This is a genomic window from Deinococcus betulae, from assembly GCF_020166395.1.
GTDB classification, from domain to species: domain Bacteria; phylum Deinococcota; class Deinococci; order Deinococcales; family Deinococcaceae; genus Deinococcus; species Deinococcus betulae.
The window spans coordinates 107,311-130,123 of record NZ_JAIQXU010000004.1 but is presented as its reverse complement, the minus strand read 5'-3'; the positions used below and the strand labels follow the sequence as shown (position 1 = coordinate 130,123).

The 22,813-nt window shown below is 67.6% G+C and carries 16 protein-coding genes; 7 read left to right on the top strand and 9 right to left on the bottom strand.

The window, feature by feature from the left end; all coding sequences use genetic code 11:
• Positions 1-121 precede the first annotated feature (121 nt).
• Both K7W42_RS05035 and K7W42_RS05030 read right to left on the bottom strand, forming a co-directional pair.
• The gene (locus K7W42_RS05035) at positions 122-1,141 is read right to left on the bottom strand and encodes a GAF domain-containing protein (RefSeq protein ID WP_224572817.1); all 1,020 of its coding nucleotides are present in this window, start codon (positions 1,139-1,141) and stop codon (positions 122-124) included.
• A 192-nt stretch (positions 1,142-1,333) separates the two neighbouring features.
• Positions 1,334-2,851, bottom strand: coding sequence for a sensor domain-containing diguanylate cyclase (locus K7W42_RS05030; protein WP_224572815.1), 1,518 nt, complete (start codon positions 2,849-2,851; stop codon positions 1,334-1,336).
• 416 nt (positions 2,852-3,267) lie between these two features.
• Between K7W42_RS05030 and K7W42_RS05025 the strand changes: the two genes are divergently transcribed.
• Together K7W42_RS05025 and K7W42_RS05020 are read left to right on the top strand one after the other, a co-directional pair.
• Entirely contained in the window at positions 3,268-3,804 is a 537-nt protein-coding gene (locus tag K7W42_RS05025; protein WP_224572813.1) for a DinB family protein, read from the top strand.
• Between the two features lie 1,083 nt (positions 3,805-4,887).
• On the top strand, positions 4,888-5,604 hold the full coding sequence (locus K7W42_RS05020) for an NHL repeat-containing protein (RefSeq protein ID WP_224572811.1): 717 nt from the start codon (positions 4,888-4,890) through the stop codon (positions 5,602-5,604).
• 473 nt (positions 5,605-6,077) lie between these two features.
• Here K7W42_RS05020 and K7W42_RS05015 read toward each other — a convergent pair whose 3' ends face one another.
• The 5 genes from K7W42_RS05015 to K7W42_RS04995 form a co-directional block, all read right to left on the bottom strand.
• Positions 6,078-9,494 (bottom strand): efflux RND transporter permease subunit, encoded by a 3,417-nt coding sequence (locus tag K7W42_RS05015; RefSeq protein ID WP_224572808.1) that lies wholly within the window; start codon positions 9,492-9,494, stop codon positions 6,078-6,080.
• Positions 9,491-10,753, bottom strand: coding sequence for an efflux RND transporter periplasmic adaptor subunit (locus tag K7W42_RS05010; protein ID WP_224572806.1), 1,263 nt, complete (start codon positions 10,751-10,753; stop codon positions 9,491-9,493). The genes K7W42_RS05015 and K7W42_RS05010 overlap by 4 nt, the downstream gene beginning before the upstream one ends.
• Complete coding sequence (locus tag K7W42_RS05005; RefSeq protein WP_224572805.1) at positions 10,753-11,808, bottom strand: TolC family protein; 1,056 nt, start codon at positions 11,806-11,808, stop codon at positions 10,753-10,755. The genes K7W42_RS05010 and K7W42_RS05005 overlap by 1 nt, the downstream gene beginning before the upstream one ends.
• A complete protein-coding gene (locus K7W42_RS05000; RefSeq protein ID WP_224572804.1) occupies positions 11,805-13,247 on the bottom strand; it encodes a TolC family protein in 1,443 nt (480 codons plus the stop codon). The genes K7W42_RS05005 and K7W42_RS05000 overlap by 4 nt, the downstream gene beginning before the upstream one ends.
• 140 nt (positions 13,248-13,387) lie before the next feature.
• Positions 13,388-13,981: a TetR/AcrR family transcriptional regulator gene (locus K7W42_RS04995; RefSeq protein WP_224572803.1), complete on the bottom strand. Its 594-nt coding sequence runs from the start codon at positions 13,979-13,981 to the stop codon at positions 13,388-13,390.
• Positions 13,982-14,054: 73 nt separating this feature from the next.
• Between K7W42_RS04995 and K7W42_RS04990 the strand changes: the two genes are divergently transcribed.
• The gene (locus K7W42_RS04990; RefSeq protein WP_224572802.1) at positions 14,055-14,342 is read left to right on the top strand and encodes a PAAR domain-containing protein; all 288 of its coding nucleotides are present in this window, start codon (positions 14,055-14,057) and stop codon (positions 14,340-14,342) included.
• Positions 14,343-14,642: 300 nt separating this feature from the next.
• On the opposite strand, the gene K7W42_RS04985 is transcribed toward K7W42_RS04990, so the two are convergent.
• Entirely contained in the window at positions 14,643-16,229 is a 1,587-nt protein-coding gene (locus K7W42_RS04985) for an HD domain-containing phosphohydrolase (protein WP_224572801.1), read from the bottom strand.
• A gap of 522 nt (positions 16,230-16,751) precedes the next feature.
• Here K7W42_RS04985 and K7W42_RS04980 point away from each other — a divergent pair.
• The 3 genes from K7W42_RS04980 to K7W42_RS04970 are packed head-to-tail and all read left to right on the top strand — an operon-like array spanning position 16,752 to position 20,261.
• Positions 16,752-18,170, top strand: coding sequence for a TldD/PmbA family protein (locus K7W42_RS04980; protein WP_224572800.1), 1,419 nt, complete (start codon positions 16,752-16,754; stop codon positions 18,168-18,170).
• Complete coding sequence (locus K7W42_RS04975) at positions 18,167-19,534, top strand: TldD/PmbA family protein (protein ID WP_224572798.1); 1,368 nt, start codon at positions 18,167-18,169, stop codon at positions 19,532-19,534. The genes K7W42_RS04980 and K7W42_RS04975 overlap by 4 nt, the downstream gene beginning before the upstream one ends.
• A 34-nt stretch (positions 19,535-19,568) precedes the next feature.
• Positions 19,569-20,261 (top strand): HAD family hydrolase, encoded by a 693-nt coding sequence (locus tag K7W42_RS04970; protein WP_224572796.1) that lies wholly within the window; start codon positions 19,569-19,571, stop codon positions 20,259-20,261.
• Positions 20,262-20,639: 378 nt separating this feature from the next.
• Here the strand turns inward: K7W42_RS04970 and K7W42_RS04965 are convergent, their stop codons facing one another.
• The gene (locus tag K7W42_RS04965) at positions 20,640-21,503 is read right to left on the bottom strand and encodes a DNA repair protein (protein WP_224572793.1); all 864 of its coding nucleotides are present in this window, start codon (positions 21,501-21,503) and stop codon (positions 20,640-20,642) included.
• 109 nt (positions 21,504-21,612) lie between these two features.
• On the opposite strand from K7W42_RS04965, the gene nagA reads away from it, so the two are divergent.
• Positions 21,613-22,776 carry an N-acetylglucosamine-6-phosphate deacetylase gene (gene nagA, locus K7W42_RS04960; RefSeq protein WP_224572791.1) on the top strand — a complete coding sequence of 388 codons (1,164 nt, stop codon included), beginning with the start codon at positions 21,613-21,615 and terminating at the stop codon, positions 22,774-22,776.
• Positions 22,777-22,813 lie beyond the last annotated feature (37 nt).

Sequence of the window (22,813 nt, the reverse complement as noted above, 5' to 3'; positions counted from 1 at the left end):
CTCCGGCCACGCACGGCTCACCAGCCTCCTCACATTGAGTCGCTGGACCCTTCCATATAGAGGCATTGCACTCCTCGCAGATCGCGGGGTAATCAGGCCCCTGGCAACGCCCCGGACACGCTTAGCTCTGCACTCTGGTCAGGTTTTCCTGACGAGCCAGCGCATGGGCCACCGTGCGGCTTGCCGCAGACAGCAGCGCCTGCTCACTTGGTCGCCAAGTCGCCAGCCCTAGTTCAGTCGGCCGCACAAGCACCAGCAGGCAAGTCTGCCCTTGTAGAGTGCCCAGCGGCAACCAGGCCAGGGCTGGGTCATTGCCCTTCTGGCCAGCATCCAAAAACGCTGGGGTGCGGGCAGTCTGATACGGACAGGCCAGGGCCCGCAAGTGGGCTGTCAGAGACTCTGTCTGATGGCGTGGTGCGTCGCCCAGCCACCGCACGTCCATCCGGTCCTCTGTCCAGAGCAGCAGCGCGGTGGCGTCTGCCCCCACAGCTTCAGCCAACAGGGGCGCAGCGGCGGCGACCGCCTCGGTCGGGCTCAGGTCAAGGTCCATCACACTGCTGACGCCTTCGAGAATCCGGGCCTGCTCCAGGGTGCGGCGCAACTCCGCGACCTGCAGACTCTGCGCCTGAGCCGCCCGATCCAGTTCAAGGGTGAGGCGGCGGAACTCCAGCTCCTGCATGGCCATAGCCGCGAGGTCTTGCAGCGCCTCTACGTCACCAGCCTGCACCTGCCGGGGTTCGGCGTCGAGGATACACAGGGTGCCGATCCGGTGCCCAGCCGGGGTGGTGAGGGGCGCGCCTGCGTACATGCGGACATGCGGTTCACCCACGACGATGGGACTGTGCTGAAACCGTCCGTCCCGTTGGGCGTCCTCCACCACGAGGGGCTGGTCATCCAGAATGGCCCAGGCACAGAAGACGTCCGGGCGGTTGGCGGTGACGCGGGGAAGGCCATGCGCGGCTTTGCCCCAGACGCGGTGCTGATCAACGAGGTTGAGCATGGCGACTGGCACGTTCAGGAGGCGGGCGGCGAGGCGGGTGATGCGGTCAAACGCCTCTTCGGTGCCTGTATCGAGAATCTGATACCGCGCGAGGTCAAGGAGGCGGGTGAACTCGTTTTCAGGCAGCACAGGCGCAGTCACAACACTGAGCTTAAAGAATATGGATGACAGAACGCTGGGACGCCGGGGCGGCGCATCTTCGGAAGGAAGCGCGATGACACGCTCTGAACGGTCTCGAAGTTGAGTGGGGCATTGTGTAGGCGACCTGTTGTTTGCCGCTGCAGATTCAGTCTCGGGCCACCAGCGTCTTCAGGGCTGCGTGCTCAAGGGGGCTCAGACGGGTGGCCGGTTGGTGCCCTTCTGCCGGCGGCGTTTGGCGATGTACATGCGCTCGTCCGCCAGCGCCAGCAAGGCCTGCAGTGTGTCTACCTCACCGGACTGCACCACACCGGTGCTGGCCCCCGTGCGCTGCACCGACACGGCCTGAGCGGCACTCATCGCCAGATCAATCTGCTCCAGCACCTCGTCTTCCGACTCTCCTGGCAGCAGCACCGCAAACTCATCCCCGCCCAGCCGGTAGGCCCTGCCAGGCGTGGTTTCTGCCGCCAGTGCCTGCCCAAACACTTGCAGCAATTTGTCGCCCTGGGCATGGCCTTCACGGTCATTGATGGCCTTCAGGCCGTCCAGGTCCACCAGCGCCAGGGTCAGGGGCACGCCAGCGGCCCACTGGCTGGCCAGGTCTTCGTCAAACGCGCGCCGGTTGGACAGCCCTGTCAGCGCATCTCGCCGGGCCTGCTGCTGCGCCTGGTCCAGGGCGGCGTGGCGCTGCAGGGCATGCCGGATGGTCCGCGCGGCCGCCTCCAAGAGGGTCCGGTCACCACCGCGCCAGGTCGTCACCGCGTTGCCTTTCAGCCGCACCACCATGAGGAGCGCGGTCTGGTCGCCCGCCGTGCCGAGAGGCACCCACGCCACCTGCTCCACCTCGCTGGCTGCGGCAAGCGCTTGGGGGTGGGCCCCGTAGTCCTGCAGATACAGCGGCTCCCGCCGGTTACGCAGCGTGGCCGTTACGCCCCCCATCTTGGGCAGAGCCTGGGCGAGGTTGGCTGTGTCGGAGGGCAGCCCCGGACGCTGGTACGCGGTGTGAACGGCAAAAGTCTCGCCGGGCCAGGTCAGTAGGAAGGTGTAATCCGCTTCGATGGCTTCGCTGATGAGACTGGCGGCCGTCAGGGTGGCCTGCCCTGGGTCCAGGTCGAGGTCCATCAGGCTGCTGACACCCTCCAGAATCCGGGCCTGCTCCAGGGTGCGGCGCAGTTCCGCCGCCTGATGCCGCTGGGCGTTGGCGTCCTGCTGGGCTTCCAGGCCCTGACGGCGCAACTCCAGGGTCTGCATGGTTAAAGTGGCGAGGTCTTGTAGTGCCTGCACGTCCCCGGGCTCCAGCGCCCTGGGCTGACTGTCCACCACGCAGAGTGACCCAATGCGGCTTCCTGCGGGTGTGGTAAGGGGCGCCCCGGCATAGAGGCGGATATGTGGGTCACCGACAACCATCGGATTGTGCTGAAATCGGGGGTCTAGGGAGGCGTTTTCGACCACCATTGGGGCGTCGTCCAGAATGGTCCAGGCGCAGAACGAGTCATGGCGGGGCGCGGTGCTGTCGTCCATACCGAAGACCGCCTTGCCCCACTGGCGGTGCTGGTCCACAAGATTCAGGACGGCCATCGGGGTGTTCAGGACGCGCGCGGCGAGGCGGGTGATGCGGTCAAAGTCCTCTTCTGGGGAGCTATCGAGAATCTGGTAGCGGGCCAGGTCTAGCAGCCGGCGGTACTCGTCAGACGGAAGGGGCGCACCGGTCATGTCCGAAGTGTACGGAGTGTGGTCTGACAGCCGTCGTACGGGCCTGACCTGCACGTAGAGGTCTGCTGGCTGTGTCCTACTCCGACAGGGCTGAGGCGGGCGCCTCCAGTTCAGAGTGGACGATGAGGTGGTGGCCGTAGGCTCAGGGCACCGCGCACCAGTCAGCAGCAGGTGGTTCTAAATGTCCACCCCGGCCCAGCGTATCTGGTTGCAGACTGTCTTCAGGTAGGTTGAGGATTGACCCCCAGCCGCTCCACTTCTTCCGAAGACTCACTTCGTGTGCCCCCAGAACGGTTGAGGGCGACGACCAGCGGCCACTCTAGGCGCCTCTATCACCTCTCTCGGCGGCTGGTGCCCACCTGACGGGGCAGCAATTGAGACAGGGTCTGACGGCAATTGGGGCTAGGCTAAGTCCCATGACCCTCTCTGGACAAGCACCGTGTCTTGACGCCCTGCTTGCCTCCTGGCAGCGGAACAATTCCATTCTGCTCAATCTGCTTCAGACGCTTCCAGACGGCGCTCTCGCTCTGCGCACTGATCCTGATAGCCCCAGCGTGGGCCAAGTCCTGAGCCATCTGCACTTCGTGCGTCTGGTGTTGGTGGAAGAGAACGCCCCAGATCTTCCCGTCACGCTTCCATCAGAAGAATGGATGGACGAAGAGAACCCAGAACGGCTGGCCCACTCCCTCATGGAAAGCGCCCAGCTCGTTGGGGTGGCTGTTCAGAGCCGCCTGAAGACTGGCCGGGCGATGGACCGGCACTACGACCACCCAGTCCTTTTCATCCAGCATCTGCTGTGGCATGAGGGATATCACTACGGACAGATCAAATTGATGCTGAAGTGGGCTGGTCAGCCCCTGGCCGACGATGTGATGGGGCCGCAGAGCTGGGGGCTATTCATGCGGAAAAGTGTAGCGGCCGACCAGTCCACGCCAGACCCAGAGCAGCGGTAGGCCGACGTATTCCAGTTGAATGTGCTATGTCAGTCCGCGAGGGTAGAAAGTGACATGCAAGATCACACTGCCAGGAAGGCCGCTTGAAGAGGCGTGGTATCGAAGCGGACCAGATGGGCTATCCAGATCCGTTTGTATTCGTGCTTTTGCTTTAATCCTGGGCGCTCATCATTCAGTGCAGCGGCCCCATCTCAAGACCTATGCCGTTCTGAGTTGGCACTGGAGTAGAAGAAGTTGGCCTTACCCGCTAAGCGTGAGGCAGGAGCGCCCAGAGGACTGCGCGCGCTCCCGGCTGAAGGCATAAACTGGCGTGTCCCCCACGGCTTCAGCCACATCTGCGAGGTTCTCATCCGGCAGACACTGGGCCACCAGACCCATACGCCACTGCATGAGACAATTCATCGGAGGCTGCCCCATCACAGTCTGAAACCGCTGTGCCAGCGCCGTGCTTAACTCGGCTGCTTGAAACAAGATCAAGCAGCTGAGCTCGTGAGTGCAGAGCTTGCATCAGAACGCGGGAGATGAAACTTCAGAACTGTATGGGTATGGTTCGGTTCGCTGGTACTGTGAATCTGCCCCGTCTCGTTGCTGGATGCTCGGGCGCCGTTTGCTGAATGCTCAAAATCGGAACCTGGAGCGTGCAGGGCGACATCCAGTTGTATCCATATGGCGGCGATGCGTGTCAGCGTTCTGGCGTGAATGAGCAACCTCGACATCTGTTGCGTCTATCTCTGTATCCCACCAAACAGCTGATGGCGTAGGCCATCCCAGCGTGTGAATGCGTGATGCGGCGTCATTCGTCAAATCTGGGCGTTGGATTAGCAGGTCACGGTCCAATTCGAGAGACGCCCAGGGTAGTGCAGCTGGGCGAGGAAGAAGCTGGATTTCATCTAAGCGCGGAGTGGCGATGGCGCTATCAGGCTGATCCAGAAATGCTTGACGAACAACGGGAGCGGTGGAGTCTTCGGTCGCATACAAACACACTCCCTGGAACAGTGGCAGGAGCCCGATGTCACCTCTATGTCACCCACTTCTCCATACGGTGACGACATCAGGCCAGTCTGCTGGTTCAAGGAGTTTGGTATGTCTCTCAAAACCACGATCTATTTAGCCCTTTTCACCGCCGTTCTTGCTGCCTGCTCGCCTCCTGCGGCCCCACCGACACAGCCGCCGGCACCTGAGGCGCACGTTCTGGCCGTCTCTGGGCATCATCTCTATGCCGTCAATTTGTCGGGCGGCGCCGACGTCCAGGTCGCCACGCTGGTCCCCGCCATCCAGTTCTCTGATCTTGCCCGGCAGCCCCAATCGGGAAACCTATACGCCGTCACAAGCAACATGCTGTTCCGCGTCGATCCGCAGACAGGCGCCGCCACCGCTGTGGGGGGCAAACATATGAACGCCCTCAATGCGCTTGCTTTTAATGCCCAGGGCGACCTGTTCGCTGGTGACGAGTATGGCCACTTTTACCGCATCGATCCTGTCCAGGGGGTCGCCACGCAGCTCAATGCAGAGGCACACAGTGAGATTCTGAGCGGTGACCTGGCGTTTGCGCCCGATGGCACGCTCTATGCAACCGTTATCGCTGGTGCGTCTGATCGCCTCGTCACGGTGAATTCAGAGACTGGGGCAGTCAGCAACGTGGGCCTGACAGGTTTTGAAGGGATCTATGGCCTCAGTTTCGTCAATGGCGTGCTGTACGGCATGACGGCTGCTGGCGAAATCCTCATTCTCGACCAGGCGACAGGCGCCGCGAGGTTACTGCGCCGTAGTACGGTGCATCGGGTCTACGGACTGGAGTAAGAGCCGCACCTAAACGCGACTTGGCCCAACCGGTTGGCTTCAGAACGCAGCTGTCAAACTGCTCCACCAGGATGCAGATCGAAAGTAGACACTGGAAATGGCAAGACAACGAGAAGCAGTCTTCATAGCTGATTGCGTCAAGCTGGAAAGGGATGGCGAGAACCCTAAGCACCCAGGGTCGTGCACAGAGATGTCGCCAGACTTGGTGTGCCCAACACAGCCGACGGTGTGCATCACTCCTTCTTTCTGACAACAGGTCTTTGCCAACGCCGCCGCTCAGAGGCGTTACCTCTACCTTTCAAACCAAAGCTCAGAGCTACCCTACGATGACCTGAGGGTGGCTCTGAGTTATTTGGGGTTGGTGCATCAAAGCGAGTTTCTGTTCATCTCCGCTATGGAAAAGAGGGGGTTGTCAGAGCAGAAACGAGATGGGTCACTGTCAGTTTCGCTTTGCCTGCTGTGACTGGTGAACCTCAGTCGCCGACGCCCAGCACAGGTGCGGTTGAAGGTGCGGGCGCCACCCGCCGCCGCTCGAACTGCCAGAACACGCTGGGGACCACATAGAAGGTCAGCAGGGTCGAGGTGATGACGCCGCCCAGAATCACGATGCCCAGGCCCCGGCGGAACTCGGCGCCGTCGCCCTGGCCCAGAATCAGGGGAATGCTGATGACCAGCACGGTCAGAGTGGTCATCAGGATGGGGCGGAACCGCAGTTCGGCGGCCTCAATCAGCGCCTCACGCAGGGGCAGGCTGCGGATGCGTTCGGTCACAAATTCCAGGTACAGGATGGAATTCTTGGTGGAGAGCCCCAGCAGAATCACCATTCCCAGCACCGTAATCACGTCCAGGTTGACCCCGAAGAAGTTCAGGGTCCACAGCGCCCCCACAATGGCAATCGGCACGGGCAGCAGCAGATACACCGGATACCGGAACGAGTTGAACTGGCTGCCCAGCACCAGATAGGTCAGCAGCACGGCCACGAGCATCAGAATGGGGCCATAAAACACGAGGTCGCCAGTCAGGCCCGCGCTGCCAAAAGCGCTGGCGTTGCCCAGGGTCACGCCGCCCGCCAGCAGCCCTGCCTTCTCGACCCGGTCCACCAGTTCCTGCTGATAGGCAAAGGGGTTGGGCCCGCCGTCTTGCAGCGTGATGTCCAGCGTGGCGGTGTAAGCCTTGTTCAGTCGGCTGAGGGTGGCGGGCGCCTGGGCCAGTGAGAAGGCGCCTAGGTCACCCAGGTTCAGGTTGGCCTCCAGTACGGGCGAGTAGACCGTCTGGGTCAGCAGGCTCTGTTCGCCGCTGATGAGGGCCGGGTCCAGGCGGACCACAATGTCCACGCTACGGTCACCATCACGCACGCGCCCGGCCACGCTGCCGTCGTTGTAGGTGCGCAGGGCCTGGGCCACGTCGCTGGCGCTGAGGCCCGTGCCCGCCAGCGCAGTGCTGTCCGGTACAAAGGTGCGCTCCTGGCGGGTGGCGCTGAGGCTGCTGTCCACGCTGCGCAGGTTGGGGTCCCGGGCCAGCAGGCGCACCACTGCGCGGTTGCGCTCGATCAGCAGCGCCTGGTTGGGGGCGGTCAGGGCCAGGGTAATGTCGGCGCTGCCCCCTGGACCACCCTGATTGGAAGCCACCAGCAGCTCGGTGCCGGGCACGCTGGCAGTCACCGGACGCAACTGCGCCAGATACCGGGCCACCAGCACCTCAATGCCGGGGCGCGCCTCCCGGTCCACCAGGGTCACGGTCAGGCTGGCCGAGTTGGGGGTGTTGCCGCCCGTCAGGGCGCCCGAGCCCACGCTGGTCTGCACCAGGCGCACCTCGGGCCGGGCCAGCAGGTTGTCTTCCAGCTGCCCGGTCAGGCGGTTGGTGGTGTTCAGGTCGGTGCCGGTGGGCAGTTCCAGGTCTACGCTCAGCGAGCCGCTGTCGGTCTGGGGCACGAAGGCAAAGCCCAGCCCGCGCACGGCCAGGCCGGCACTCAGCAGAAACAGGCCGGCCACCAGCATGACCGCCCAGGGCCGCCGCAGTGCGCCGCCCAGGCTGCGGGCGTAGGCGCGCGCCGCCGCCTGCACGCCCCGGTTGGTCACGCCGTGCAGGGTGCCGGTCAGGGCCTCCAGGGTGGCGTACAGGACGGTCAGGAGGTAGCGCCCAGCCGCCAGTGCCAGGGGGGCCAGCACTGCCCCCAGGCCCAGAGCCAACGGCAGGGCCAGACCAGCGACGCGGTCCAGCACCGCCGTGAGCGCGGCCCCGGCCAGGGCCAGGCCCAGCAGACCAGGCAGGGTGCGGACGCCAGTCAGGCTGGCGCGCAGCAGATGCGGAAAGCGCCCCAGCACACCCGGCACCTCGCGCCAGGTAACCGGTTCGGGGTCACGGGTGTACGCCATCCGTACAGTCAGGAACAGCAGGCTTTCGAGCCACGACAGCGCAATGGCCGCTGCAATTCCCAGCCCGAACTGGCTGAAAAACTGACCCAGGATGCCCGGCATAAAGCTGAGGGGCAGCAGCACGGCCAGCAGAGAGAAGCTGGCGGCGGTCACAGCCGAGAAAACCTCTGAGCCGCCCAGCAGCACGCTGCGAATGGGGCTGTAACCCATGTCGCGGTAGCGCTGCACGTTTTCGCCCACCACAATCGAGTCGTCGACCACAATGCCGATGGCCACGATGATGGCCAGCAGCGAGATGATGTTGAAGGTGAAGCCCAGCAGGCTAAAGAGCAGCGGCGCCGCACTGATGGAAATGGGAATGGCGAGAATTACGGCGAAGACCGTGTTCAGGCGGCCCAGAAACAGCAGGCAGATGACTCCCACCGCCGCCACGGCCAGCAGGAATTCCTTGAAGGTGTCTTCCACGGTGGCGCGGGTCTCGCGGGTGGTGTCGCTGGCCAGGCTCAGGCGGTAGCCGGCGGGCAGGGGCTGGGCTTCCATCGCGGCGCGCACATTGTCGGCCACGGCCACCGAGTTGGTGCCGCTGCCCTTGCGCACGCTGAGCAGCACGGCGGGCTGCCCATTCACGCGCGCCAGCGAGGTCGGCGCGGCGGCGGTGTCGCGCACCGCCGCCACGTCGCCCACGGTCAGGCCCGTCTGGGTGTCCACCGGAATGCGCGCCACCTCGGCTGCGCTGCGCGGGGTGTTTCGGGTGGAAAACTGCGTCTGCGTGCCGCCCTGTGTCACTGAGCCGGCTGGCAGGTCCAGCGCGCTGGCGCCGATGGCCTGGGTTACCCGCGCCGGGGTCAGGTTGTAACTCTGGAGGCGGGCGGGGTCCAGCAGCACCTGCACCTGCCGCTCGGGGCCGCCGGTCAGGCTGACGTCGGCCACGCCGTCCACCCGTTCCAGGCGCGGCACCAGCACGTCTTCGGCCAGGGCCGTAACCTCGGCGGGGGGGGCGCTGCCGCCCAGCAGGGCCAGCGACAGGATAGGGGTGTCGTTGGGGTCAAATTTCTGGACCACCGGGGCTTCAGACCCGTCGGGCAGCGCGGCGCGGATGGCCGCCACCGCCTGCGACACCGAGTTGGCGGCGCTGTCCACATCGGTGGCGTCGGTGAACGTAATCACCACGGCCGACTGGTTGGTGACCGAGGTGGTGTTGATGTCCACCACGCCGGCCAGGGTGCTGACCGCGTCCTCAATGCGGCGGCTGACCTCGCGGTCCACCTGATCGGGGTTGGCGCCAGGGTACGCCGTGCTGACGGCCAGCACCGGCACCTCGAAATTGGGCAGCAGCTCCACACCCAGCCGGAAGGTGGCGACCAGGCCCGCCAGTACCAGCATCACGAACACGCCGATGGAAAAGACGTAGTTGCGCACGCTGAAGCGCACCAGCGGATGCACGGCGGGTTCAGGTGTGCCGTCAGGCAATGTGCCCGGCGGAGCGTGAAAATCGGCGGGGTCGTGGGTGCTCATGGGGTGGCCCCGCTGGCGGCGGGCGCGCGGGTCTCGGCGGTCACCCGCGCGCCGCTCTGCAGGCTGGCCGGCACCGGGGCAATCACGCGCTGGCCTGCCGGGAGGCCCTGCACCGCCACCTGGGCGCCGCTTTCGGCCACCACCGTCACCGGCGTGCGCTCGGCCACGCCGCCGGCCACGGTGTACACGACATTCTCTCCGCCGTCAGCCTGCACGGCGGCGCTGGGAATCAGGACGCCCTGCCCCAGCGTCACGCGGTAACGGGCCTGGGCGGCGGCGCCCACGGGCAGCGCCTCACCGCCCTGCACGCGCGCCGTGATCCGCACCAGCCGGTTGCTGCCCGCAATCCCGGGGGTGTCCACCACGGTCGCCACGTAGTTCACGCCGCCGTAGCCCAGGTTCAGGGCCGTCCCGGCGCGCAGACCAGGGGCGTCGGCGGCCGGCACATTGAACTGCGCGCGGATGCTGCCGGGGTCTACCAGCCGAAAGACCGGCGAGCCCTGCGCCACAAATTCCCCGATCTCGGCGCTCAGGTCGGCCACGGTGCCGGCAAAGGGCGCGCGCACGGCGGCGCGGGCCAGGTTTTCCTCGGCCTGGCGCACACCTGCCTGGGCCTGTTCCAGCCCCACGCGGCCCAGCGGCACGCTGTTCTGGGCGCTCTGGCCGTTCTGGGCGAGGTTGGTGCGGGCCTGGGCCAGCCCACTCTGGGCCTGGGCCAGCTGCGCCCGCGCCGCCTGCAGGTCCGCCTGACTGATGCCGCCCAGGGCATACAGATTTTCGGCGCTCTGGGCACTGCTCTGGGCCTGTGACAGGCTGGCCTGCGCCGCCGTCACCGCCGCGCGCAGCGCCGCTTCTGAGCCCTGGGTGGTGCGGCTGGTCTGGGCCAGACTCAGCTGGGCCTGCTGCACCTGAAGTCGGGCGTTTTCCAGCGCCTGGCGCTGCGGGGCGTCGTCCAGCTGCGCCACGACCTGCCCCGCCGAGACCTGCTCGCCCTCCTGAACCAGCAGGCGCGCCACCACGCCGCTGGCCTGCGCGGCGACCTGGCTGTCGCGCTCGGCCCGGATGGTGGCGCTGGCGCTGCGCTGCGCGCTCAGGCGGCCCTGCTGGGCGCTCACGGTGGTCACGCGCAGGGTGGTCGTCTTGGCCGGGGCGGCATCTAGGTCGTTGCCGTTCTGGCGGCCCTCGCCCCCGCCGGCACAGGCGCTGAGCAGCAGCGTGCCGGTCAGCACCACCAGAAGCCTCGGACGGGTCCCGGCCATCAGTTCACCAGCCCAGTCACGTCCACGCCGGACGCGCTCCCCAGCGCCGAGAGTGCGCGCCAGACGCCGCCCTGCGCCTGGGTCAGACTGAACGCGGCCTGCTGCACCTGCAGCTGCATCTGCTGAACCTCCACGGCGGCGGCGGTGCCGGCTTTCAGGCGCGCCTGGGCCTGGGTCAGGCTGCTCTGGGCGTTTTGTAGCGCCTCGCGGGCCAGAGCCACGCGCTCCTGGGCGTCCTGGGCACTGCGGTAGGCGTCGCGCACGCCGGTCTGGGCGGCGCGCAGGCCGTCATCCAGGCTGCGCTGCGCGTTCTGGGCCGCCACGCGGGCGTCTTCCAGGGTGCGTGACGGGGTGTAATCGTTGTCGGCCAGGCGAACTTGCAGGGCCGCAAAACTCGCGCCGTTCGCGGCCTGCACCAGGCTGGGCAGGCGCTTGTCGAGGCCAGTTTGCAGCGTGGCCAGGGTGGTGCTCAGCTTGGGCGCGGCGGGCACCGCTCCCAGTTTCAGGTCGGTGCCCGCCGGGAGGTTGAGGGTGCGGGTCAGCTGCGCTTCCAGCACGGGCAGGGCGGCCCGCGCGCTGGCCAGGTCCTGACGGTCACTGTTCAGGCTGTTCTGGGCCCGGCTGACGTCCAGGGCGGTGGCGACCCGCGCAGCCAGGCGGGCCTGGGCAATTTTCAGGTTGCGGTCGCTCAGCGCCACCTGCGCGGCGGCCAGGGCCGCGCGCGCTTCGCCCTCGGCGGCGGCCAGGTAGCCCGAGACAGCGGCCTGCGCCGCGCCCAGCTTGGCGGCGTCCAGGGCGGCGGCCTGCGCGGCCACGTCCTGTTCGGCCTGGGTCAGCGTGGGCAGGAGGCTGGTGGGGTCGGCCCGTACGGCCCGCAGGCCCGCCTGCGCCTTTTGCAGGTTGGCGCGGGCGGTCGTGACATCGGTGCCGCTGGTCAGCGCGCGGCTCACGGCGCCGGGCAGCGTCAGGGCGGTCTGGGCCGAGGCCGTTCCCAGGGTCAGCGACAGAAAAATGGGGGCCAGCAGGGGCAGGGCACGGGGGGACAGACGGGTCATGGGCGGCCTCCGGTGGGCAGGGGGGTGGGGGGAAGGGTCAGCAGCAGCGGGTCAAGGTCGGCCGTGGACTGGGCCAGGGCCAGCCCGGCCAGGGTGATGCGGTCGCGCGCAGCCGTCAGCGCCTGGTCGGCTTGTAGCAAGTTCAGTTCGGCCTGGGCCACATCCAGCGCTGTGCCCAGGCCTGCGTCTAGACGGGCGCGGGCATTCTGGACAGCCAGGGCGGCGGCGGCCTGCCGGGTCTGGGCAGCGGGGAGGCCGCTGCGTTCATCTTCGAGGGCCATAAAGCGGGTGCGGACCTCCAGTTCGGCGCCCTGCTGCGCGGCCTCCAGCGCCAGCGCCGCCTGTGCCAGCCCCAGTTCGGCCTGTGCCAGCGCGGTGTCCTGCGGGCGGCCGAGGAGGGGCAAAGAGGCGCTCAGGGACAGGGCCACGCCCGTCACCGCTGCACTGGTGTCACGCAGCGGCACGCTGACCTGCGCGCCCAGCACGCCCGCTTTCACGTTCAGGGTGGCGCTGACCGTACGGCCAGGATTGCCCTGGGCGTCGGCCAGCTGCCCGGCGCGCACTCCGGCACTCAGGTCAGGCAGCCGGGCGTCCAGGGCCGACGCGGCGCGGCCAGCCTGGGCGTCGCCCACAGCGGCGCGGGCGCGGTTGACCTCGGGCCGCTGTGCCAGGGCGCGGGCCAGCAGCGCTGGCAGGTCGCCCGCAGGGGTCAGGTCGGGCAGGGAAGAGGTGGGGGCCAGTGTAACGGCGGTGCCCAGCAGCCGCGTGATGGCCTGCTGCGCCTGGGTTACAGCGCGCGTGGCCTGCGCCTCGGCGGCCTGCGCCCCCTCCAGCGCGGCTTGCCGCTCCAGCACTCCAGCGCCGGTCTGAAGGCCCTGCGTCTGCTGGGCCTGCGTGATCGTCAGCACCCGCGCCGCCAGGGTGGTCTGGGCCTGGGCCGCCGTCAGGGCGCTCTGGGCCTGCCGCACCCCGGCATATGCCTGAAACAGCTGCGCGGTCAGGCTCGCGCGTTCGGCGCGCAGGGTCAGGGCGGCGGCGGCCAGGGCGCGCTCGGCGCTGCGCACCCCTTCAAAAGCGGGTGACCAGGGCAGCACGGCCAAGCTGGCGATTACGGTCAGCGTGCCGCTGCCTTTCCACTCGCCGCCGTCCCAGGGCACGCGGTTCAGGGCGCCGTCGGCCCCGGCGCTGACGCTCAGGCCCGCGCGGGTGCGCGCGCTTTGCAGGGTCAGCTGCGCGGCGCGGTAAGTCAGGTCGGCCGCGCGCCAGCCCGGCGCGGTGCGCAGCGCCAGCAGCAGGTCATTCAGGGAGAGCGGGCCGCTCTGGGGGGCTGTGGCCGGGGGAGGTGGGCTGGGCGGCGCGCTGCCCTGGGCCCGAGCGGGTTCCAGGCTCAGGGCTGTGCCCAGCAGCAGGGACAGAAGAAGCGGTCTTGAACGAAACATGGTGACCTCGAAAGGAGCCGCACAGGCGGCCAGAAAAAAGGTGAATCAGGCAGGGTGGCTGGGCCATCCCTCTTCCGGTGGACCTGGCCCCCAGCTCTGGCCGTTTATAAGTGAAGGCTCACTTACTTTCGGTGCGCGGGTCACGGCGCCAACCCTGGCCACAGCACGTCCAGCAGGCCGCGCACCAGGCGTCCAGCCTCAATAGGGGCACGCCCGGCCGGGGGCATTACTTGTTCCTGGTGGATGTAGTGCGTCAGGGCGCCCACCATCGTCAGGGCCGTGATGTCGGCGTCCAGGGGCCGCAGCCGGCCCAGGCGCACCTCGGCCTGCAAGTAGGCGGCCAGCACGCCCGCGTCTGCCCGCATGGGGTCGTCCAGCCGGTCGAGCATGGGGTTGTGGCTGGGATCATGCCCACGCGAGAACACCACCATCAGCCGGGGCACCAGTTGCTCGGCCTCGTGCAGCATGCTCAGGGCGGCGCGCTCCAGATTGCGCCGGACCTCGCCCTGGCCAGCCGCTTCCAGCAGGGCCGCCCGCCACTGGCCGTAGTCGGTTAGGCCGATGGCCGCTGCAAACAGGTCCTCTTTGCTGGTAAAGCGGTTGAACAGGGTGCCTTCAGATACCCCAGCACGCCGGGCAATGGCCGCTGTGGTGGCCGAAAATCCCTGTTCCAGAAAAACTTCCTGGGCCGCTGCCACAATCTGTTCGTCGCTAATCTGTCGGGGCCGCGCCATTCCTGAGTTATGACTCAGAAACCGGGTGCCGGTCTGTTGGGAAATGCACAAAGCGTTTGGGTACACTGGGCCCATGCCTCCAGCCGCGCGCATTGGTGACAACCACACCTGCCCCATGGTCACGGGAAACACGCCGCATGTGGGTGGGCCCATCAGCAAGGGCAGCCCCACGGTCATGATTGGCCGGATGCCCGCTGCGCGCGTGGGCGACATGTGTGTCTGCGTTGGCCCGCCGGACACCATTGCGCGCGGCAGCGCCACGGTCTTTATCAACAAGATGCCAGCGGCCCGTCAGGGTGATATGACCGTGCACGGCGGCACCATCGTCATGGGTGCGCCTACCATCAATATTGGCGGGTAGACGCCTGAGGCTCCGAGCTCAAGCCGCCAGAAGCCCCGCGCCTCGGCGGCCTGTTGCGTCTGTCCCGCTCACACGTCGCAACGGATATGCAGAAGCCATACCTGAAGATGCGCCATTGCTCCAGACGGTTCAAATAGTGTCAGCGGCGCATACACCCACTCTGCTCTGGCAAACCTAACATCATTGAGCGTGCGCTGGGGAGAGAGGCTCTCCACAGTATGCCGACTGCTGGTAGCAACGCTCTTCCACGAGGCGAACAATCGCTCTCTGACTGCGGTACAGCGCTTCCAATGAGCAGTTTCAATCAGCTGGCGTGCCGCGCGGCGCGAAGGCCAGCAACGGTTCCAGGTCACTTCTGAGCGCCACAGGCACGGGCAGAGGCTGCTGAAGCACCGCCAGCAGCGCGCGCACCACCGCCGGGTCAAACTGGGTGCCCGACCCACGCTGAAGTTCACTGAGCGCCCGGTCCTGCGACCAGGCCAGGCGGTAGGGGCGGTCACTTGTCAGGGCGTCATAGACGTCGGCCACGGCGGCAATGCGGCCCGCCAGGGGAATTTCCTCTGCGCGCAGGCCCTGGGGATAGCCGGTGCCGTCCCAGCGTTCATGGTGGGTCAGGGCAACCTGCTCGGCCAGTTGCACGACCGGGGCCGGACTTTCGCGCAGGAGTTCGCCGCCAATCAGAGGATGGCGGCGCATCACGGCCCATTCGTCGGGGCTCAGGGGGCCCGCCTTGTGCAGGATGGCGTCCGGAATGCCTATCTTGCCCAGGTCGTGCAGCAGCGCCGCCAGGCCGATGCGCTCGCAGGTGGCGGCGTCGGTGCCCAGCTGGCGGGCAATGGCCCCGCACAGGCTGGCCATGCGGAAGGTATGGTCGCCGGTGTGCCCGTCGCGCCAGTCTAAAGCGGCGGTCAGGCGGCCAATAATTTCGACGTGGGCAGCGTTCAGCGCCTGAAACAGCGTTTCGCGCTGGGCCCGCATCTGCTGCTGGGCGCTCTGCTGCTGTCCCAGAATGAGCCCGGTCAGCGATAGGGCGGCCACCAGCACCTGAAGCTGCACCAGGCTCTCGACGCGGTCGCCCGTCAGCCAGACCGCCCCGGCAATCAGGGCGCTGTTGACCACCACGGCTAGTGTGGCGCCGGGCAGCCCGCAGCGCAGCGCGATCCACACCACTGGCAGAAAACACAGGTAAAACAGGTGCCAGTCGTGCAGCGGCGCTACAGCAAACACCAGCCACACCGTCAGCGGCAGACTCAGGGCCTGCGCCAGCAGCTCTGCTCCGCGCGCCTTGAGGGGGCCGGCCAGGCGGGCAGGCAATTCCCGCAAGCTCAAGTCCTGACGCTTGAGTGGGGCCAACCACACGAGCACAAAAGGGGTTAGAACCAGCGCCCCGACCAGGTCGCCCACCCACCAGACGGGCAGGATGGCGCGCACCGCCTCCGGGGCCAGAATGCCGGCCAGCACCAGCGCGTAGACCGTGACCAGACCATAAACGAAGGCCACCCCTAGCGCCAGCACCGCCAGATTCAGCACGTCGGCCAGGCGCGGCAACCGGGGGTCCAGGCCCAGCAGGCGGGCCAGGGGGCCAATGGTCAGTGCAAAGCCCACCACGCTCAGCAGGTTGATAAGCAGGTTGACGGGATACCCACTCAGGGCGTCCACCAGCACGATGCCCAGCCACACGAAAGGCACACTCTTCAGCCCATACAGCAGCCAGACCGCCAGCAGCAGGCCGTAGGGCAGATACCACAGCGAGATACCGTCGTAGGCTTCAAAGGGTTTAGAAGCCCGGTCCAGCAGCAGATACGCGGCCACGTAGGCCGCCCCCAGTGCCAGTTCGCCCGGTTGGTAACGGGTCAGCCAGCTTTGACGGGCAAGCAGTCTGGGCATCACACGGTCCTCCTGGGGTCGGCGCGGCGCTGAACCGTGCCTCAACATTGGATCATGTGGGCGTCTGACGGTCACCACAGGGGGAGACCCGACAACCCGCTTGAACAGCGCGGATAAAGAGGGAACTTCCAGGCCAGAATAGCACTGGCCTGCCGCGCGCCAAGATAGGCAATCGAGTGTGTGGTGGGTTCAAAAGCGGGTGGCAAGGGGGCTGACGAAATGCACCGACGATTTGGTTGTGCCATCTGACAACCCCGGCAAGCAGCGCCGCACGACAAGCGGGCGCGCCAGTGGGCTGAGAGGGACGGCGCTGGCTCAACAGTGCTTCTCCAGCTGAAAGGGGTGACAGCCTCCATCCCATAGACCGCAGCGTACGAGAGTGGCCGTTCCGATGTGGCCAGCCCCGTCGTGCTGGGGTTACGCCAGGTTGCGGAGGCAAAGCAGCGCTTGGTGCGGCATGCTGTCTGGGTTCTTCAATTCAACTCTGGCCTTCTGGCCTCTGGTTACAAGGAGTCCCCACAGATGACCACCTTTCAGACGACCTCACTGCTGGACCCTACCCTCTGCGCGGACGTGCTCACGCGGGCGCGGGCGGGCGGCGCCGACTTTGCCGAGCTGTTTGTCGAGGACACACTCAGCACCCAGCTGCGGCTGCACCAGGGCGAGGTGCGCGACGCGGGCGGCGGCAACCTGTACGGCGCGGGCCTGCGCCTGCTGTACGGCACCCGCGTGGTCTACGCCTACACCAATGATGTCACGCCGGGCGGCCTGCGGCACCTGGCGGCCGATCTGGCCAGCGCGCAGGCTGGGCAGGGCGAGGTCAGCGCCGGCGGCAGCGGCGGGCTGGACTTCCGCACGGCGTCCGCGCGCCCGCTGTATGTGGTGCGCGACCACCCGCTTCAGGCCAGCAGCCAGGCCAAGCTGGGCCTGATGCGCCGCGCCCACGGGGCCGCTGCGGGCGCAGCCGACGTGAAAACGGTGGACGTGAATTACCTGGACCGGGTGCAGCGCGTGCTGGTGGCCAACTCCGAAGGCTTGTGGGCCGAAGACGAGCGCGTGTGGACCCGGCTGTCGGTGTCTGCGATTGCCCAGGACGGCACCCTGCGCGAGAGCGGGTTCTACGGCCCTGGCGCGGGGCGCGGCCTGGAGTATTTCGAGGACGTAACCCCCGAGAGCATCGGCGCCGAGGCCGCCCGCATCGCCGGGGCCATGCTGCGCGCCCGCCACGCCCCAGCCGGCAAGATTCCTGTGGTCATCGGCAATGAGTTCGGGGGGGTCATCTTTCACGAGGCCTGCGGACACATTCTGGAAACGACCGCTGTGGCCAGGGACGCCAGCGTATTTGGTGACCGGCTGGGTCAGGCCATCGCCCACCCCTGCGTAACGGCCATTGACGACGGCACCATTCCGGGCGCCTGGGGCATGGTCAACGTGGACGACGAGGGCATGCCCGCCGAACGCACGGTCCTGATTGAGGGCGGCATTCTGAAATCCTTCCTGGCTGACCGGGTGGGCGAACTGCAGACCGGGCACCGCCGCACCGGCAGTGGTCGCCGTCAGAATTACACCTTCGCGCCCGCCAGCCGCATGCGCTCGACGTTTATTGACCGGGGCGACCAGACCCCCGAAGGCCTGATCGGGCAGGTGGACCTGGGCATGTACGCCCGGCGCATGGGCGGCGGCAGCGTGACGCCCGGCACCGGCGAATACAACTTTGCGGTCCACGAGGCGTACATGATTCGCGGCGGAGAACTGGCCGAACCGGTCAAGGGAGCGTCACTGGTGGGCAACGGCGCGCAGGACTTGCAGAACATCGTGGGGGTGGCGGGCGACCTCGCGCTGGGACAGGGAATGTGCGGCAGCGTGTCGGGCAGCATTCCCACCGATGTGGGGCAACCCCACATTCTGCTCAGCGAAATCACCGTGGGAGGCCGCGCATGACCGGCGCCGATCTGAACGGAGCAGAGCAGCTGAGTCTGGACGCCGCGCGCACCTACTTGCTATCGGCCGCGCAGGCGCAGGGGGTGGCCCTGGAGGTGTACGCCCGCCGCACAGCCGCGACCAACATTGAGGCGCACACCGGCGAGGTCAGTGAATTTAAGGTCTCGACGCAGCAGGGGGTGGGCTTGCGGGCGCTGGTGGGCGGCGCCTGGGGCTACTCGTTCACCGAGAACCTGTCGCGGCCTGCGCTGGAACGGGCGCTGCGCTCAGCGGTGCAGAACGCCGAACTGGTGGCCCCCGAAGCGGGCGCGGCCCTGCGCGCCTGGGGCACACCGCCCAGCGTGGACACCTGGGGCGAGGGCCTCAGTGGCGTTACCGCCGCGCAAAAAGTGGCGGTGGCCCTGCAACTGGAAGAGGCGGCCCGCAGGCACGACCCCCGCGTGGCCAGCGTGCCCTACACCGGCTACGAGGACAGCCAGACCGAGACCCTGGTGGGCAACACCGAGGGCCTGCGCCGCGAAGGCCGCGCCCTGCACGCACTGACCTACGCCTATCCACTGGCGCGTGAGGGAAGCGAAAACCGCATGAGCGGCGACTGGCAGTTCACCCGCGATTTCGCGGGCCTGGACCCCACCCAGACCGCCCTGACCGCTGCTCAGAAAAGCCTGGCGCTGCTGGGCGCGCGCCCAGCGCCTACCGGCACCTTTCCGGCGGTGATTACCGGCGAATGTCTGGCCGACCTGCTGCGCCTGTTCGCCTCCATGTTCAGCGGGCGCATGGTCGAGGAAGGCAAGAGCCCGCTGGCCGGCCGGCTGGGCGAGGTGGTCGCCAGTGATCTGGTGACCCTGGTGGACGACGCCACGCTGCCTCTGGGGTTGCGGTCACGCGCTTTTGACGCCGAGGGCTGTCCCAGCGCGCCCCTGACGCTGCTGGAAGGCGGCCGCCTCAAGGCCTTTATGCACAACGCCCAGACGGCTGCCCGCGCGGGGCTGGACAGCACCGGCCACGCCGCGCGCCTGGGTTATCAGGGCGTGGTGGGGGTGGGGGCCAGCAACCTGGCCATTCAGCCGGGCACCACCTCCGACGAGGCGGTGGCAGCTGGGGTGACCGGGCTGCTGCTCACGCAGGTTAAGGGCGGCCACGCTGGCGCCGACCCTTACACCGGGGACTTCAGTTTGCAGGCCGAGGGGTTCTGGCTGGAAGACGGCGAGCGGGCTCATCCCCTGGACGTGTTCACGGTGGCCGGCAACATCCTGGACCTGCTCAGTCAGATAGAGGCCCTGGGGACCACCCTGGACTGGACTCTGGAGGCCACGGGCGCCCCGGCCGCGCGGGTGCCTGCCCTGGCGGTGGCGGGCGGGTAACGGTGCCGGAAACGGCAGGCCCTAGCATGGGCGCATGACTGCCGTTTTTCTCAATCCCCTGGGCACCCTGTACGACCCGGCCCAGACCGCCGACCTGAGTCACCTGGCCAGCGGCCTGGGCACGCTGCTGGGCCAGGCCGATCTGATTCCCGTGACCGGCATGAACGAGGAAGAGCTGCTGTCTGTCCCCGCCGCGTTCACGTCCTGGCAGGTGCTGGAATACGGCGCCCTTATCCTGACCCCCGACGGTCAGGAAGACGCGGCGTGGCGGCGGCTGACGCTGGAAGCCCAGGCCGACACCGAGGCGGCGCTGTCGCTGGCAGCCCAGGCGGCGGGTCACCTGAACGCGCTGGGCCAGCTGGGGTTAGAGGTAACAGTCACCGAACGGCAGGGCCGCCCGCTGCTGGTGCGGCTGCGCGACCCTTACGGCCTGTCTCTGGCCCTGGATCAGGCCCAGACTGGCCTGACTGAGTGGCTTGAGGACGCTCCTTTTCGACAGGACCTGCGCCTGACGCGCGACCCACTGGGCCTGACTCTGCTGCCGGGTGCCATCCGGCCGGAGCGGGCCGTGAATTACCTGCTAGGGGAGTTGCCCGCAGGCACCTGGACCCTGGGCGTCAGCGCCCAGCCCGACGACCGGGCGTTCCTGGCCCTCTGCGATATGGCCCTGGTGCCGGGCAGCAGCTCCTGGCTCAATGCCCCAGAGCCTGAGGAAGAGAGAGACTAGAGAAGGGCAGCGCCAAAGATGCGGGAACACAGAGAAGGGACGCCAACGGCGTCCCCTGCTTTTGCATGTGTTTGCGGCTCTGGCAGAGCCGTACCCGGCGCTCTTGAGTCCAGCGACGCGCGACTTTGCCTGTGGCACGCCGCCGGCCCTTGTCACAAGAGTTTGCAAGGGCGCCTCCAGCCTCGTACCCCCACTGCGTCAGCCTTACAAACCGGCTGCCAGCGCGACCCTAAGCAGAACGGCGAACCTGGACGCCTCCGCCTCTTTGGGCCACGCCCCTTGTTCGCCTCAGAGCGGTTGCCGGGTATTAATCCTTAACCGCTCTGAGGTTCGCGCTTGAGACTGTAGCGGTCTACTGCCGAATCATCGCCAGGCCGTTCAGCTGTCTTTCAGGCCGTGGCGCAGCACCTCGGCCAGCTGGCGGGTGGCCTGACCCTGCAGGGCGTCCAGTTCCTCGGTGGCCAGCCTCAGCGCAGTGCGGTATTCCTCGGCCTGGCGGGCCTGCGGACCACTCAGGGTCTGAATGGTCGCCTGCACCGTGAAGTGGGCATCCGGCAGAGCCGCCAGATTGTTGCGTGCGCTGGCGTGGCGGGCGCCCAGCAGGGCCCCCAGCATCCCCATCTCCTCGCTGCGGCGCATCAGCTCACGCTGAAAGGTGCGGTCCTTGATGCTGGTAATCACGTCCCAGGCGGCGTCGGACAGGGCAGTTTGCGGCGAGGCGGGGCGTGCCACCTCGACAAACAGGGTGTCGCCGGCACGCCAGGTGCGGTGAAAGGCGCCGCCGCGCGCCGGAGTCCACTCGGTTTCGAAGTCGCGGGCGTCTTCAATCAGGACGCGCAGGCGGGCAAAAGGCGTGTCGCCAGGGACGCGGTGACCTTCGCCCAGCACGCCCCACAGGCTCAGGCCCCGCTCGTCGGCGGCGCCCATCGCTTCCAGGGCGCGGGCCAGGGCTGCGGGCCCCTCGCTGACCAGGGCTGTCTGCCGCCCGCCCGTCAGGATGGCGATGTCCTGGCCGCTGTCGGTGACCTGGGCCTCATGGCGCAGGTGGTGCAGGCCCAGGCCCCAGCGCCGCAGCGCGCTGTTTAGGGTCTCGCTCAGGGCGGCATTGACCGCGCCAGTGTCGGCGCCGCCCTCGGCCAGGGTGCGGGTTTGCGGGTCCAGGGCCGCCGTCGCCATCAGCCCGTCAAAGGCGTCAAAAGGGGAAGTGGTCTGGCGCTCATCTTTTGTTTTCACTCGTGCCATAGCCCCTCTATTCTGCCCTGAACAGAGCGCCTTGTGTGTTGGGTTGACACCTTGTTTACGCACCGGGGCGCCGGGGGCCCGCGCTTCCCGTTAGGATGCAGGCCAATTCATGACCCATGACCCCGCTCATTCGCCCGCAGAACTCCGTGGTGTGTTGGTGTTGCCCAGTGGCCTTCAGCCGGGCCGCTTGATCCTGCGCGGCGGCCAGATTGAGGCAGTCGTGCCCGACGCGCAGGCGCCGCGCGACATACTGATTCTGCCCGGCTTCGTGGACACCCATGTTCACGGAGGAGCGGGCGGCGACACGATGGACGGCCCTGAGGGGATTCGCACCCTGGCCCGCTTTCATGCGGCGTGCGGCACCACGACGCTGCTGCCAACCACCATCACCAATCCCTGGCCAGAGGTGCTGCGCGCCCTGACCGCTGTGGCCGAGGTCCGGCGCGCCGGCGGCGTTCCCGGCGGCGCCGATCTGCCCGGCGCACACCTGGAGGGGCCCTTCATCAGCCCAGACCGGCTGGGCGCGCAGCCGCCGTGCGCCCTGGCCCCCACGCCGGAACGGGTGGCGCAGGTGCTGGCGACGGGCGCAGTGCGGGCCGTCACCCTGGCGCCCGAACTGCCCGGCGCGCTGGCAGCGGCCCAGGCTTTTGCACAGGCCGGGGTCCGGGTGGGCATCGGCCACACCCGTGCCGATGCCGAGACCGTGCAGGCCGCGCTCCGGGTGGTGCGTGAGGCGGGCGGGCAGGCCTGCGCCACCCATCTGTTCAACGCGATGGGCGGCATTGAAGGCCGGGCGCCCGGTCCGGCCGGGGCGCTGCTGGCCGACCCCAACGCCACCCTGGAGGTCATTCTGGACGGGTTGCACGTCCATGACACCTCGTTCTTGCTGGCCCGTGCAGCGGCCCCTGGGCGCGTGGTGCTGATTACAGACGCCATGCGGGCCGCCGGGCTGGGCGACGGGGCCAGCGAACTGGGCGGCCAGCCCGTTCAGGTGCAGGGGGGCCGCGCCACCCTGGCCGACGGCACCCTGGCCGGAAGTGTGCTGACGATGGACGCGGCCCTGCGCAGCGCTGTGGCCCTTGGCGTGTCGCTGCCTGAGGTGAGCCGCATGCTGAGCCTCACCCCAGCACGGTCGCTGGGCCTGACCGACCGGGGCGAACTGAGCGCCGGCCAGCGCGCCGACCTGACCCTGCTGACGCCCGAGCTGAGGGTGAACAGCGTCTATGTGGCGGGGCAAAGGGTGAAAGCAGAAGGCGAGAGGGTCGAAGCGTAGCCACTGTTCAGGGCGACTATAGGTGAAGGTCACAGTC

Coding starts and splice junctions, on each gene's coding strand:
- K7W42_RS05030 (WP_224572815.1), bottom strand. CDS start 2,851: ATGACCGGTGCGCCCCTTCCGTCTGACGAGTACCGCCGGCTGCTAGAC.
- K7W42_RS05025 (WP_224572813.1), top strand. CDS start 3,268: ATGACCCTCTCTGGACAAGCACCGTGTCTTGACGCCCTGCTTGCCTCC.
- K7W42_RS05020 (WP_224572811.1), top strand. CDS start 4,888: ATGTCTCTCAAAACCACGATCTATTTAGCCCTTTTCACCGCCGTTCTT.
- K7W42_RS05015 (WP_224572808.1), bottom strand. CDS start 9,494: ATGAGCACCCACGACCCCGCCGATTTTCACGCTCCGCCGGGCACATTG.
- K7W42_RS05010 (WP_224572806.1), bottom strand. CDS start 10,753: ATGGCCGGGACCCGTCCGAGGCTTCTGGTGGTGCTGACCGGCACGCTG.
- K7W42_RS05005 (WP_224572805.1), bottom strand. CDS start 11,808: ATGACCCGTCTGTCCCCCCGTGCCCTGCCCCTGCTGGCCCCCATTTTT.
- K7W42_RS05000 (WP_224572804.1), bottom strand. CDS start 13,247: ATGTTTCGTTCAAGACCGCTTCTTCTGTCCCTGCTGCTGGGCACAGCC.
- K7W42_RS04995 (WP_224572803.1), bottom strand. CDS start 13,981: ATGGCGCGGCCCCGACAGATTAGCGACGAACAGATTGTGGCAGCGGCC.
- K7W42_RS04990 (WP_224572802.1), top strand. CDS start 14,055: ATGCCTCCAGCCGCGCGCATTGGTGACAACCACACCTGCCCCATGGTC.
- K7W42_RS04985 (WP_224572801.1), bottom strand. CDS start 16,229: ATGCCCAGACTGCTTGCCCGTCAAAGCTGGCTGACCCGTTACCAACCG.
- K7W42_RS04980 (WP_224572800.1), top strand. CDS start 16,752: ATGACCACCTTTCAGACGACCTCACTGCTGGACCCTACCCTCTGCGCG.
- K7W42_RS04975 (WP_224572798.1), top strand. CDS start 18,167: ATGACCGGCGCCGATCTGAACGGAGCAGAGCAGCTGAGTCTGGACGCC.
- K7W42_RS04970 (WP_224572796.1), top strand. CDS start 19,569: ATGACTGCCGTTTTTCTCAATCCCCTGGGCACCCTGTACGACCCGGCC.
- K7W42_RS04965 (WP_224572793.1), bottom strand. CDS start 21,503: ATGGCACGAGTGAAAACAAAAGATGAGCGCCAGACCACTTCCCCTTTT.
- nagA (WP_224572791.1), top strand. CDS start 21,613: ATGACCCATGACCCCGCTCATTCGCCCGCAGAACTCCGTGGTGTGTTG.